General features: G+C 46.0%; 11 protein-coding genes. 4 read left to right on the top strand and 7 right to left on the bottom strand.

Translation table 11 applies throughout. The annotated features are described in order from the left end of the window. Window positions 1-81: 81 nt before the first annotated feature. Window positions 82-3,984, bottom strand: a complete 3,903-nt coding sequence (locus MKY73_RS04015) for a carbohydrate binding domain-containing protein (protein ID WP_339305776.1) — start codon at window positions 3,982-3,984, stop codon at window positions 82-84. A gap of 484 nt (window positions 3,985-4,468) precedes the next feature. Continuing rightward, complete coding sequence (locus tag MKY73_RS04010; protein ID WP_253440679.1) at window positions 4,469-4,825, bottom strand: iron-sulfur cluster assembly accessory protein; 357 nt, start codon at window positions 4,823-4,825, stop codon at window positions 4,469-4,471. Window positions 4,826-5,374: 549 nt separating this feature from the next. Here MKY73_RS04010 and mqnE point away from each other — a divergent pair. Together mqnE and MKY73_RS04000 are read left to right on the top strand one after the other, a co-directional pair. After that, window positions 5,375-6,481 carry an aminofutalosine synthase MqnE gene (mqnE, locus tag MKY73_RS04005; RefSeq protein WP_091020813.1) on the top strand — a complete coding sequence of 369 codons (1,107 nt, stop codon included), beginning with the start codon at window positions 5,375-5,377 and terminating at the stop codon, window positions 6,479-6,481. 237 nt (window positions 6,482-6,718) lie between these two features. Then, window positions 6,719-7,780 (top strand): NAD(P)/FAD-dependent oxidoreductase, encoded by a 1,062-nt coding sequence (locus MKY73_RS04000; RefSeq protein ID WP_253440680.1) that lies wholly within the window; start codon window positions 6,719-6,721, stop codon window positions 7,778-7,780. On the opposite strand, the gene MKY73_RS03995 is transcribed toward MKY73_RS04000, so the two are convergent. Further along, entirely contained in the window at window positions 7,777-8,031 is a 255-nt protein-coding gene (locus MKY73_RS03995) for a YuzB family protein (RefSeq protein WP_339305774.1), read from the bottom strand. The genes MKY73_RS04000 and MKY73_RS03995 overlap by 4 nt on opposite strands. 80 nt (window positions 8,032-8,111) lie before the next feature. On the opposite strand from MKY73_RS03995, the gene MKY73_RS03990 reads away from it, so the two are divergent. Then, complete coding sequence (locus tag MKY73_RS03990) at window positions 8,112-8,357, top strand: NifU family protein (RefSeq protein WP_062837977.1); 246 nt, start codon at window positions 8,112-8,114, stop codon at window positions 8,355-8,357. A gap of 144 nt (window positions 8,358-8,501) precedes the next feature. Here the strand turns inward: MKY73_RS03990 and MKY73_RS03985 are convergent, their stop codons facing one another. Further along, a complete protein-coding gene (locus MKY73_RS03985; protein WP_339237523.1) occupies window positions 8,502-9,281 on the bottom strand; it encodes an SDR family oxidoreductase in 780 nt (259 codons plus the stop codon). Window positions 9,282-9,514: 233 nt separating this feature from the next. Here MKY73_RS03985 and MKY73_RS03980 point away from each other — a divergent pair, with 233 nt between their 5' ends. Beyond that, window positions 9,515-10,453, top strand: coding sequence for a DUF2167 domain-containing protein (locus tag MKY73_RS03980; RefSeq protein ID WP_339305773.1), 939 nt, complete (start codon window positions 9,515-9,517; stop codon window positions 10,451-10,453). Window positions 10,454-10,631: 178 nt separating this feature from the next. Here the strand turns inward: MKY73_RS03980 and MKY73_RS03975 are convergent, their stop codons facing one another. From MKY73_RS03975 to MKY73_RS03965, 3 genes are all read right to left on the bottom strand, one after another. Further along, window positions 10,632-11,471, bottom strand: a complete 840-nt coding sequence (locus MKY73_RS03975; RefSeq protein ID WP_339305771.1) for a MetQ/NlpA family ABC transporter substrate-binding protein — start codon at window positions 11,469-11,471, stop codon at window positions 10,632-10,634. 75 nt (window positions 11,472-11,546) lie between these two features. After that, entirely contained in the window at window positions 11,547-12,206 is a 660-nt protein-coding gene (locus tag MKY73_RS03970; protein ID WP_339305769.1) for a methionine ABC transporter permease, read from the bottom strand. After that, window positions 12,207-13,241 (bottom strand): methionine ABC transporter ATP-binding protein, encoded by a 1,035-nt coding sequence (locus MKY73_RS03965; RefSeq protein ID WP_339305768.1) that lies wholly within the window; start codon window positions 13,239-13,241, stop codon window positions 12,207-12,209. Between the last annotated feature and the right edge of the window lie 93 nt (window positions 13,242-13,334).

Raw genomic sequence — 13,334 nt, 5'->3', positions numbered from 1 at the left:
GCTCTCCAAACTACGACTATGAATCCAGGCATCGTGAAGTCTATATCGATGTGTGATTAATAAAATATCCGCTCTGACACGTTATGCGCTCAGAGGTCCCCAACTTAACAGTGACGCATTCTTAAATTGAATGGAATGAAATGCTGTCGGGATCTCGATGACATCCGTACTGGTTACATTTCCTGGTGCTCCAGAAGTTATTATACCTGCATGGTATGTGCTCACGCCCAAAGGGAAGATGTAATTTCGTCCTCCGTTGTTGTCCCACGTGCCGCTGCGATTGTTAAATACCGCTTCCAGGCCCGCAGCTGTACCCACATCAATGGTTATCTTGTTATACCCTGCTAGCTCGGAGGATGGAATAGCAACTCCTGGTGGCGTCGTCCATGTGCCGCCTGTCGGGCGGTAATGGATATTAGGTTGAGCGTAACCCTGCTTGTAGTAGATGGTTACACTATTGCTTATCGGTGCAGCATCGGTTGTTACACTCAATTCGGCACTTGCATCCGATTTGTTCTGTGCTGCATCAAAGGCCCTGACTGTATAAACATAAGTCGTTGATGCCTTCAGGCTATTATCCGTAAATGCAGGTGCAGCACTCGTTCCGATTTTAACACCGTCACGGAATATTTCGTATCCGAGTACGCCTACACTATCCGTCGACGGAGTCCAAGCTAACGCTACACGATCAGCCGCTTTGGAGGTAACTGTCAGATCCGTTGGCACGCTTGGTGGAGTTACATCCACTTGAGGTGCTCCTGGAGTGACGACTCCTGCATTGTAGGTACTCGCCCCTAATGGAAACTGATAATTCTTGCCCCCATTGTTATCCCACGTACCACTACCATTGTTGAATACAGCTTCCAGCCCCGTCGCTGTACCCACGTTGATTGTCATCTTAGTGTACCCCGGCATCTCAGCTGCTGGCATCTTCACACCCGGAGATGTCGTCCATGTACCACCCGTCGGACGATAGTGAATATACGGTGTGGCATATCCTAGTTTGTAATAGACCGTTACGATATTGCCCTCTTTTGTTTTCACTGTAAGGGGTTCGCTGGCTGGTGAGACATTGCCTGCCGCGTCTACCGCCTTGATCGTATACACGTAATTCGTTGCCGGTGCAAGGGATTCATCCGTGTACGTAAGTTTTGTGGATTCCCCCACTTTACTGTCATCCCGATAGATCTCATACCTTGCTACACCGTAATTATCCTGACTGGCCGACCATCCGAGTGTCACGGAGGATGAAGTTGAATTTTGCACAACTACATTTGCCGGTGCGGATGGTGGTTCGTTATCTGCCGCTAAAGTTTGCACTTGTACAGGCGAACTGACGGTGGAGACGTTATTCGCCTTGTCTCTGGCCTTGATACTGTAAGCATAGGTTTTCTCGGGCTCAAGTCCCGTATCGGTGTATTCTGTCGTCTGGGAACTTCCCACTTTGGTTCCATCACGATAAATGTCATAACCTTCTACACCCACGTTATCTGTAGAGGCAGTCCATTGCAGCGTGACACTGCGATCCGTCACACGTACAGCCTTGACACCTGTCGGTGCCGACGGCGGTGTCTGATCGACCACCAGGAACGGGTGCGTGCCCTGGATTGTTCCATTCGCATCCTCCACAATTTTACCGGAGGCGTCCTTTTTATATTTTCCTGTACCCACATATACCGTCTGGATCTCACTGCGGGTAACGTTGCCATTGGTATCAACAGCCTCAATATAATAATCCACCAGTTGATCCCGGAAATCGTTGAAATACGTGTAATACATATCCCCGATCTCCTGAGCCGGTACACGTTTGAACATATCTGTGCTGCTTGGCTGCCAGGCCACACCGTTCATATCCGATTTAAGATCACGTTTCGTCATCGGATATTCTTGCCAGCTACTCACTTTTGTCGGATCGATGTTGGATACCCCTTTGGCCTTGAGCCCAGCAGGATCGTACACACGGAAGGTGTTGTCCTTGGCATCTGCCAGCTTATCCCGATGAGTCCGTACCTTCACCTTAATATCATTCACACCGTTAACATCATAAGCATAGGTATAAATGCCGAACGTATTGTCAAAATAATGAAGTGTCCATCCTTCCGCCTTGCTGACATTGGCGCTTCCAGGATTATATGGATAACGCTGCGGCCACCATATCGATGGTCCGGTACGGTCCTTCGCGAGTTGACTACTTACATAAGGCTTGGAAAAGAAGAGCGACTGATTGAAAGATAACGTCGGCTTTACCCCATCATCCACATTCTCATCATAATAACCAAACCCGGAATCCAGTGCAGGCAGGAGGAAATACCAACTTAACTCTGCCGGGTTCGCACCTCCCTTATAATTATTAGCAGGATCTCCTTTTACCGGGTAAGCCATCATCCAAGGATTAAGCTGATTGCCCTCATAAGTGATCTCACGGTCTAGTGCCGTCGTTGGCTTCCAATGGTTCGGATTGCTGTCCAGCCAAATCTGTTCAGCTGTCTTGGCATAATTCAGCGCAGCTTGCTCAAGCGCAAAATTACGCTCCAGATAATGGTATCCATATTCAAACGATACGGTCATCCCTTCCTGTACACCATCGAGATTTTTCTTCGGCTCCAGATTAAGGCCTGTAGCCTTGTTGAACGCTTCAAACTGCCCTTTCCAGATTCCAAATGGAAGACGCCAGTGATACCATGTCGGATCTGATGAGGAGTCCCGCGTATCGATCCACGAACCGTCTTGAACATGCACTATATCGTCGGCTTTTGGTGTGTTAGTCCGCAAGTATTCATTGATACTCTCTCCCTTCACACCCGGCTGAGCATAAGTCACATTTCCTGCATTGCGCCAAGTATCCTCTGATCCTGCACGTCCTGAAGAATTATCCCCATCATGAGCAATCACGAAGAACTGCTTCTGATCAACCATTCCTTCAAAAGGCTTCAGCGCATCTGCCTTGACTGAACCCTGATACCCTTCTTCCCACGACTCTGCCTGGGCCACAGGGATACCAACAATCTTCTTCTCAGCACCAGTTTCAGGATTCACATGACGCACCCAATGAGGCGTAGAAGCAAATGGATATTTGTTATGAACCACCTGTTTCTCATTGAACATGGGAGAAGATACCCACGAACCCACATTGCTCGTATTCTGCAAATCCGCTCGGTTTGGCGGTGACACCATCGTATCTTTGCCCGGATCGTTCAGTAGCGGATAGTCCTGGAGAGTTCGCGAAAAATGATTATTTCCAATTACGGACCACTCAATGCCGAGTTGATCCAAGACCGGGATAATCCGTTCCGAGAAACCCAGCTCGGTGGGGAAAAAACCTTTGGACGATTTAAAGCTGTCTCCCAGAAAAAAAGGTTGTGCCAGCACAGCATTCTGGTAGATCAAATCCTTTAGCAAATATTCGTTGCCAGCCAATGGCCCCATGGAATGGTGTCCTGAGAAGTGAATGAGATCCATCGTCCGTTCTCCATTCGTTGTTTTGAGGTTATTGTAAGCATTCTTCCATGGCGCACCCCAATCTTTATTGTTGTAACCGTTTACATTATTGGTAAACATAAAACTGTTCACATTGTTCAATACCGACCCTGACATGGTTACCTGCATCCCTGCAGCAGGGTGGTTGTTCCTCAGGTCACCAGCAACTTGCCATGGCCAGTTCAGATAAGCACCTGTCTTTGCATGGTGACTATAATACGCCACGAGATCATCATGTGGCATAGGCGCTCCCCCGGGTAAAAAGTATGGATATCCTGCCGGAGGGTTATTTTTCAGATCGATGACTTGCCCATCATATGTGTAGCGGATTGGGGACCCTACAGGTGCAGAAGCATACTTGGATGTGTCGTAGTAGGCCCAGAAATTGGGCATATGGTTATGATACACATGAGAAGCCGAAATTTCGGCATAAGCCGCTGTATTTTGGGTAGAAATAATCATCGATAATACCAACAGGAATGCGCCGAGCTTGCGCTTAAGATCCATGTTCTTCCTCCCTTATTTGCTCCCCTATGGGAAACAAGAATTCTCGTTATTTGCCTAAGCACTCTAACCCATTTAACGTTTTAGCATGTTCTGGACTCAAAACACTTTAATTCGTATCTCTACAACTCCCCCTCCTTCCCTCTACCCTGTTGTTTCGTGTTCTGTGCTGTTTGAATTTAGTGTTTTTTGTGCAAACGTTTGTACAAAAGAGGATATCCTAGAGATTTCATTAGGTTACCTGAACTGTAAAACCGCTTTTTTAGCAGGAATACTGTGCCCTTATTATTGCAAACGTTTGCACAAATAATATACTTGCTATTGGAACAAAATGTCAATACTGAAGATACGTGATTTTATACCCTCTATATCTTGGAATCGGTAAATTAGAGAACGCAGCTCCCCTGCCATAATGTCAAAAAAAAACACAATCCCAAGCGAATGTCCTTCGCTGGAACTGTGCCTTATCATTGCAATCAATTTTATATTAACAATCCTTATCCGGCACACCCGCATCTTCCTTCGTACGGAAAGAAGATCCACAGCCACAAGTGGCTACCGCGTTCGGGTTATGAATGGTGAACCCACCCGACATACCGGACTCTTCAAAATCAATTTCAAGTCCATTCAGATATTTCAGGTTTTCCTTCTCGACTACAACCTTCATGTTCTGAATATCCATATACAGGTCCTCATCGGACTCTTTATCATCAAAGCCCATGGCGTACGAAAATCCGGTGCAACCGCCCGGTGCTACGCCAAGACGCAGGAACATACCAGGTGTCTCTTGCTGTGCAAGCATCTCTTTCAATCTGTCAGCAGCCGTTTCGCTGATGTTAATCATGCCAGGTCACTCTCCTTTTTCATATAAAATCATGTTCAAAAAGTTAGGCTGAATCCCATATTCGATGCTGAGATGCCGCTAGGCATCCTTCGTAATCAAAAGCGTACTTTTTGAACAACCTTTCATTAACTCTTCTTTAAATTATACTCCACCCCGTCAAGGGTCTCAAGTCATGTTTGCCTCTTTCCGCGTTCCCCCTATACTCCTTTTTCTTCCCAGTGTATTGAACCCCTGGGACACGAGGTTTATAATGAATAGGTGGTCGCACTGAAATGTCGTTATTTTGTCATGACTTATGCAGACGATGGTCATAATTGGAGTTGTAATTTTTTTCACATTTCGAGACTGCAACGCAGTCCCCAATGCATATATGAGTCAACAGACTCCATTTTTTGAAAAAATTTAGCTTTCATATGCAGCACACGCTGCACCGGGTAAATAAGAGTTAGTCCAACTAAGAAGGCGGCAGTTGACCGCATCTTTTCTATGTAGTTCTGTATGCAGATCCTACACACGACTCAAATCCGGTTAAGAACAGGAGGAAACAATATGTCTACATTGGTAACACCGTTCACAGACAAAAGAATGGCTGAAATCGTCGAGAAAGTGCAGAACGGCGTAAGGCTGAGCGTAGAAGACGGCGTATATCTGTATGAAACAGATGATCTGCTGACTTTGGGCCAGCTGGCCAATGAGGCCAACCTGCGGAAGAATGGCAAGAAAGTATATTTCATCGAGAACATGAGTCTTTACTTTACAAACGTATGCGAAGCCCACTGCGCTTTTTGTAATTTCCGCAAAGACCAGGGTGAAGAAGGCTCTTATACATTATCCGGTCAGGAAATGATCGATTATGTGGAACAGCATATTCATCCGGGCGTACGTGAGTTCCATATCGTAGGCGGACATAACAACCATGTTCCTTTTCAATATTATGTCGATTCCCTGCGCGCTTTAAACGAGAAATATCCGGATGTTACACTGAAAGCTTACACTGCAGCCGAGATTGATTTCTTCACCCGAATTAGCGGACTCAGCATCAGAGAAGTTCTGCAAGAGCTGCAAAAAGCAGGTCTGAAAACATTGACTGGTGGCGGCGCTGAGATTCTGTCCGATGAATATCGCAAAAAAATGCGTGTAGACAAAGCCAACGTGGACCGTTATCTTGAGGTGCACCGCACAGCTCATGAGCTCGGCATGCGTACACATACGACGATGTTGTATGGATCGATCGAATCCTATGAGGATCGCGTTAACCATATGGTGCAGATTCGTGAATTGCAAGACGAGACCAACGGATTTATGGTCTTTATCCCTCTTTCCATGCAGCCAAAAAGTAAAAACGCGAGCATTATGCGTCGTAACTCGGCTTATGAGGATCTCAAAACAATTGCGATTAGCCGTCTGATGCTGGATAACATCGATCATATCAAAGCATACTTCATTAACATCGGCCCACAGCTGACTCAAGTCGCTCTTGGTTTCGGTGCTTCGGATGCACACGGTACGATCGTTCGGGAACGGATTAGTCATGCGGCAGGTGCACTCACACCTGAAGGCCTTACACGCAAAGAGCTTATATGGCTCATTAAGGGTGCAGGACGTATTCCGGTAGAACGTGATACGTTCTACAATGAAATTCAAGTGTACGAATAAGATATAAATACAAAATACAATCAATATTGCACCCGCACCACTCCAGAACGCAGCTTTCATGATAGGGAGACGTTTGAATTCGAGTGGTGCAAACTGCTGAATAATATCTTTAATTTTCAATGCCTACTTTTCAACTAATCAAATCCTAACAAAAGGAGCAGCTATGTTTTTTTGCATAGCTGCTCCACAGTTTACAGCCCCATTTCAGTGGGACTGATGCAGAAAGGAAGCCGAGTCATGAAAAATTTTGTCATTCTTGGAGGCGGTTATGGCGGCCTCACCATCATCAAGGAACTTCTGGAAGGTAAGATTCCATCCGATACACAGATTATTTTGGTGGACCGCAGCCCCTTTCAGGGATTAAAGACCGAATATTACGCACTCGCAGCAGGAACCGTATCCGATTATGACCTGCGTATCCAATTTCCAGTGAACGATAAAGTCACTTACCGTTATGGAGAAGTTACTTCAATTGACCTGGAACAGCGTCAGATTGAATTTGAAGGCCAAGACCCGCTTGAATACGATAAACTTGTTATTGGACTGGGTTGTACAGACCGTTTCCACAACACACCAGGCGCTGAAGACTACAGCTGTACCATTCAGAGCTTTAGCAAAACACGCGAGACTTACCTGCGACTTAATGAAGTCAAAGCCTATGGCAATGTGCACATTGTAGGCGGTGGATTAAGTGGTGTCGAGATGGCAGCCGAACTTCGTGAGAGCAGACCGGATCTGAACATCAGCATTCTGGATCGTGGTGAACGTGTATTATCCGCTTTCCCGCAACGTCTGTCCGTGTATGTACATGAATGGTTTAACGAACATCAGGTAGAGACACGTGGACATATCGCCATTTCGCGTGTTGAGCCCAATGCCATCTATAACCGGGATGAACAGATTCTAACGGATGCTGTCGTCTGGACGGCAGGCATTCAGCCTGTAAAAGTGGTACAGGATCTGGACGTGACCAAAGACCCTCAAGGTCGTGTCGTCCTGAATGAATACTACCAAATCCCGGAATATACCGATGTATATGTGGTTGGTGACTGTGCCAGTGTACCGTATGCACCTAGCGGTCAAGCTGCGGAAGTACAGGGTGAGCAGATCGCCCATATTCAGCATGCCCTCTGGAAAGGCGAAAAGCCCAATCCACATCCACTCAAGCTTCGTGGCACACTGGGTGCACTCGGCAAGAAGTCCGGGTTTGGGCTGATGGGCAAAACGTCCATGATGGGACGTGTACCTCGTATTTTGAAAAGTGGTGTGCTCTGGATGTCCAAGCGCCATCTCGGTTAGTCGAGATCGAGCTCATCCCAGACATCGGCTTCGGCAATTTTGGCCAGAATGGCGTCATATAGATCTTCCACTTTGTCCGTGATGACTACCTCACCATTCACCAGTGCAAATGGAGTCATAGAACATTGGCCGCAGTTGGTGAGGCAGCCGTATTCAATCACGTCATAGTCTGGATTTTCTTCCAGTTGATCCATGACTTCATCTGTGCCAAAATGCATATTGTTGGCACAAAATTCAATAATCGGTCTCATGTAGGTTCACCTGCTTTGTTTGACCATTTTAATTTATGGCCATTTGTAATATAATATAATAAGGAAAGGAGTTGAAAAATATGAGCGAAAACGCACAAGACACCATGTATGATGAGGTATCTGATGTTCTTGACAAGCTTCGTCCGTTCCTGCAACGCGATGGCGGTGACGTGGAACTGGTTGACGTGGAAGACGGCATCATTAAGCTGAAACTGGTCGGTGCCTGCGGCAGTTGCCCAAGCTCCACCATTACCTTAAAAGCCGGGATTGAACGTGCCCTTCTCGAAGAAGTTGAGGGTGTACAAGAAGTCGTACAAGTATTCTAATCAATCCTTCACGAAATAAACCTCAAGAGCCTTTCGCTTCGCATGAAGCGGAGGGCTCTTTTTTTGTGCGCATATTCAGCCTGTCCATTTCATCTGTCCCTAGACCAGCATCAACTTCTTCAACGTCCAGTCCTATAACTCACCTTAAGTATCCTCACGCTGTATGGTCGGACGAATCGGATCAAGCCCTCCAGATACATCCATAATGTTACCTGTTATAAAATCAGAATGATCAAGGCATAGATACGTAATCACTCGTGCGATATCTTCACCGCTGCCAGGACGTCCTCTTGGCGTTTCCTCGTCGGTGATGCCTGCCATTTCATCAATCGTTTTCTCTTTGTTGGCACCGCGAATATCTCCCGGGCATACCATGTTGACCGTAATTCCATAAGGAGCTTCCTCAACAGCGAGTGTCTTTGTAAAAGAGACCAGACCTACCTTGGCAGCCGCATATACGGCGCGATGTGGCCAAGATCTCGCCTCTCCAGCATGACTGAAGCCAAAATGGATAATACGTCCCCATTGCTTGCGTCTCATCTCTGGCAATACACGCTGATCCAGCAACATCGGTCCCAGCAGATTTCCCTGCACGAGCATCTGGACCTCGGCTTCAGAATAATCCGCAAATAATCGTCGTTCACGGACAAATGGACCCGCGTTATTCACCAAAATATCAATGCTGCCCAGGTTGTCTTCCACCTGTTCAACCAATGAAGAGATATCTTCTACCTTCGATATATCCGCCTGGATAGCAATGCACCGCACACCCTTGGCTGTAATCTGAGCCCTTAAAGCCTCAGCTTCTGCTCTGCTGTGTACATAGTTGAGGGCAATATGACACCCCTGATCCGCCAGACTGAGGGCCGTCATTTTACCAAGACCTTTGGCACTTCCCGTTATGAGGGCAATCTTTCCCTTCACGTTCATCCCCCTCTTCAAAGAGCAGTCACTATCCAGTATAAAAGATTTATCGTCCTCCTACAACTCGCTTATCCACAAGGGATTATCCACCTTTAATTCCAAATATATCTTGATCGGAATCGAATACCTATGGTACTGTCGAGGATATAACCCGAAAGGACCTCTACTTGAATATGAAGAACAAACGATGGATATCATTTCTTACACTTTTAATGGTGAGTTTATTCACAGTCTTGAGTAGCTCACAGGTATCAGCAGAAAGTGAGACGTATCAATCACCCGATGAGTATGATTGGATTATTGGCCCCGCATCTGTAACGCTCGATGGCAAAGCCACACTGAAAGTCCCTGAAAGTCATTCCTTTCTGGATAAGGCCAACACCCAACGCTCAATACTTAACAGCGGTGGAAAGCCTAACGGGAATGAAATTGGAAGCCTAACCAGCAATAGTGAATACGGCTCGTGGTATGTTGTATTTGAATACGTGAAGACAGGTCATATTCATGATGATGATCAAAATTTGAATGGCGAAGAACTGTTAAGCAGTTATATCCGAGGAACAGAAGAAGAGAACAGAGAGCTCGATCCCGAATACAGAACGTACATAACAGGTTGGGAAATTGAACCAGCATACGATAAGACCAAACATCAGTTGGTCTACTCCCTAGGTTTCAAGAATGCTGATCAGCAAGCCATGGTGAATTACAATGTAAAACTCCTGACACGCGAAGGGTACATCACAGCCATTCTGGTTATTGATACGGCCAACTTTCAACAGAGCCGCCAGGCATTCGAGGAAACCGTCCTTAATCAACTTCACATCAATGCAGGACATACCTACGAGGAATATAATGCATCGACTGACAAAACTTCGACCATAGGGCTCAACAGCCTTCTAATGGGCGGAATCGGGTATACGGCTTCCCAGAAATTCAGTGCTCTTCTTTTGCTCAAAAAAGGATGGGCCTTGATCCTGGTTGTTGTCCTTGGACTAATCGGTTGGATCAGATACAAAATCAAAAGCTCAAATGCAGAAGAAGAAACACTATCTCCCTCCGAGAGGACGTACCTGCAGGAAGCAGATGAACAACAGTATGCTGATCAAAATGAATTATCTTACTACCGCCAATCTGGACATCACTCCAATGCTGATACATCAGAGAAACTTTGACCTATGTTGTGACTTATGTTGATCCATGCTTCAGCATAGACTTAGGGAGTGGCTGTTCAAAAATTGCACCTCGCTACAAGCGCTAATAACGCAAAAAGAGGATGTCCTTCCGTCATATTCATGACTTATGGGACATCCTCTTCTTATCAGCTCACGTCAACTCATACATATCGTTAAATTATTCAGTTGCAGCTTCAACTGCACCTTTATAACGCTCTTTGATAAATGTTTTCACTTCTTCGGAGTGCAGGGCAGCAGCCAGTTTCTGAATTGCATCGGAATCCTTGTTGTCCTCACGGGAAACGAGGATGTTCGCGTATGGGTTACCTTGCAGATCTTCGATCAGCAAAGCATCATTCGCCGGATTCAGGTTCGCTTCAAGCGCATAGTTGGCGTTGATGAATACCAGATCCGCTTCATCCAATTGACGAGGCATCATGGCTGCATCCAGCTCGATGATATTCAGGTTCTTCGGATTGGCTGTGATATCTTGAATTGTAGATGTGATATTTGTATTGTCTTTCAGCGTAATAATGCCTTCCTTCGCGAGCAACAACAGTGCACGTCCACCATTGGATGGGTCATTTGGAATGGCTACTTTTGCGCCATCAGCTAATTCATCCAAAGATTTAATCTTTTTGGAGTATCCGCCAAAAGGTTCAACATGAACAGGTGTTACAGCAACGAGGTTGAATCCACGTTCTTTATTCTCTGTGTCCAAGTAAGGCTGGTGCTGGAAGAAGTTTGCATCCAATTTTTTATCAGCAAGTTGCTGGTTGGGTTGTACATAATCATTGAACGTAACGACTTGCAGACGAATGCCTTGTGCTTCCAGTTCAGGTTTGATGCTTTCCAGAATCTCTGCGTGTGGTGTAGGTGAAGCTCCCACTTTCAATTCAACCGTGCGTGGTGCACCTGCTGAATTGTCTGCACCGCTATCGGCATCCTTGTTGTTCCCGCAAGCTGCGAGAACTGCAATCAACATAAGACTAAGTAGAGCGAATGACCATTTTTTCATGTGTAAAACCCCTTCTCTAATCATTTTTTTCATGTGGCGTTCGAATGACTGCACAGCCATCATGTTATCTATGTGTTATTTCCTGGTGAAAAATGTGACCAAGCGATCTCCAGCCATCTGGAGAATTTGCACGAGAATGACCATAAACACAACGGAAATGATCATAACCTCATATTGATAACGGAAGTATCCATAGTTAATTGCCAGCGTTCCCAGTCCTCCACCACCAACCATGCCCGCCATTGCCGTATAAGAGACGAGCGTAACGATGGTAATGGTAATCCCAGCGAGCAGACCAGGCAGTGCCTCAGGCAACAACACCCGTCTTACAATCTGTCCGGTCGATGCGCCCATGGCCTGAGCTGCTTCTATAACCCCACGATCCACTTCACGCAAAGTAGTTTCCACTAATCGGGCGAAGTAAGGAGCGGCTGAAATAACCAAAGGAGGTATAACACCTAACACACCTGTAGCTGTACCGACGAGTGAACGAGTAAATGGAATAAGAGCAACAATCAAAATGATAAATGGAACTGATCGCAAAATATTTACAATCAAGGACAATATAATGTACACCGTCCGTGACTTGATCGAAGCAGATCGGGCTGTCATAAACAGCAGAACTCCGAGTGGTAAACCAAAGATAACGGTGAATAGGCCTGATACACCCAAAATTTGCAGTGTCTCTATGGAAGCTTTACCAACCTCTTCCCAACGAACTGTTGAAAAATCCATCTAACGAAGCACCTCCACATCAAGTCCGTCAGCGGTCAATTCGGATATCGTCCGATCAATCGCATTGGAATCACCTTCGAACCGAACGGTCAGTTGTCCATAAGGAACCTGTTTAATCGTAGAGATCGTTCCTTGCAGGATGGCAAAATCCACACCCGTCTTACGAACCGTTCTGGACAAAATCGCTTCATATGTTTTGTTCCCCAGAAAGGATATCTTCACAAGTTTCGAAGCAACACCTGCCTGCAATTCAATGCCTGCATTCGCCAGAGCGGTCTCTTCCAGAGCCAGTCCAGCTTCATGGTCACGCATCATGAAGTCCCGCGTAATCGCATGCTGCGGTTTCAGGAACACTTCGGTTACAGGTCCCTGTTCCACAATGCCACCTTGATGAATGACAGCCACCTTGTCACATATGTTTTGAATGACATGCATCTCATGTGTAATCAGCACAATCGTAAGGTTGTACTTTTCGTTAATGTCGAGCAATAACTTCAGAATTGAATTTGTCGTCTGCGGATCAAGTGCTGAAGTAGCCTCATCACATAGAAGTACATTCGGATCACTCGCAAGTGCTCTCGCAATCCCCACACGTTGTTTCTGTCCACCTGACAATTGAGCTGGATATTTGTTGCTATGGTTCTCCAGACCAACGAGATTGAGCATTTCCTTCACTTTGCGATCAATGGCATCCTTGGGTGTATCCACAAGCTTTAGAGGAAAAGCCACATTATCATATACCGTTGCAGAGGATAACAGATTGAAGTGTTGAAAAATCATCCCGATCTTGCGTCTCTGTTGCTGCAATTCGGTTTTGCTCAGTTCAGTCAGATTGATCCCGTCAACCCATACTTCACCCTCCGTAGGCCGCTCCAGCAAATTAATACAGCGAATCAGTGTACTTTTACCCGCTCCGGAATGCCCAATAACGCCGTAGATTTCACCCTTTTGGATGTTCAAATTCAACTCGGATAACGCTGTTGTAGACTTTTTTCCTTTGCCGTACGTTTTGGTTAATCCTTTTAATTCAATCAATCGCACTTGCCCCTTTCCAACCACCTACATGTATCTTTACCCGATCTAAAGGAAAACTCCCCTTAAAGTACAAAAAAAGAGCCCTTTGCAGAA

Origin of the sequence: Paenibacillus sp. FSL R5-0519 (genome assembly GCF_037974275.1) — a bacterium.
Classification (GTDB): domain Bacteria; phylum Bacillota; class Bacilli; order Paenibacillales; family Paenibacillaceae; genus Paenibacillus.
This window is presented reverse-complemented; position numbering and strand designations above follow the sequence as displayed.

What these genes read in the sequence shown, in the direction of transcription:
- MKY73_RS03990 (WP_062837977.1), top strand. Translation starts at nt 8,112, where the DNA reads ATGAGCGAAAACGCACAAGACACCATGTATGATGAGGTATCTGATGTT.
- MKY73_RS04015 (WP_339305776.1), bottom strand. Translation starts at nt 3,984, where the DNA reads ATGGATCTTAAGCGCAAGCTCGGCGCATTCCTGTTGGTATTATCGATG.
- MKY73_RS04010 (WP_253440679.1), bottom strand. Translation starts at nt 4,825, where the DNA reads ATGATTAACATCAGCGAAACGGCTGCTGACAGATTGAAAGAGATGCTT.
- MKY73_RS03970 (WP_339305769.1), bottom strand. Translation starts at nt 12,206, where the DNA reads ATGGATTTTTCAACAGTTCGTTGGGAAGAGGTTGGTAAAGCTTCCATA.
- MKY73_RS03995 (WP_339305774.1), bottom strand. Translation starts at nt 8,031, where the DNA reads ATGAGACCGATTATTGAATTTTGTGCCAACAATATGCATTTTGGCACA.
- mqnE (WP_091020813.1), top strand. Translation starts at nt 5,375, where the DNA reads ATGTCTACATTGGTAACACCGTTCACAGACAAAAGAATGGCTGAAATC.
- MKY73_RS04000 (WP_253440680.1), top strand. Translation starts at nt 6,719, where the DNA reads ATGAAAAATTTTGTCATTCTTGGAGGCGGTTATGGCGGCCTCACCATC.
- MKY73_RS03975 (WP_339305771.1), bottom strand. Translation starts at nt 11,471, where the DNA reads ATGAAAAAATGGTCATTCGCTCTACTTAGTCTTATGTTGATTGCAGTT.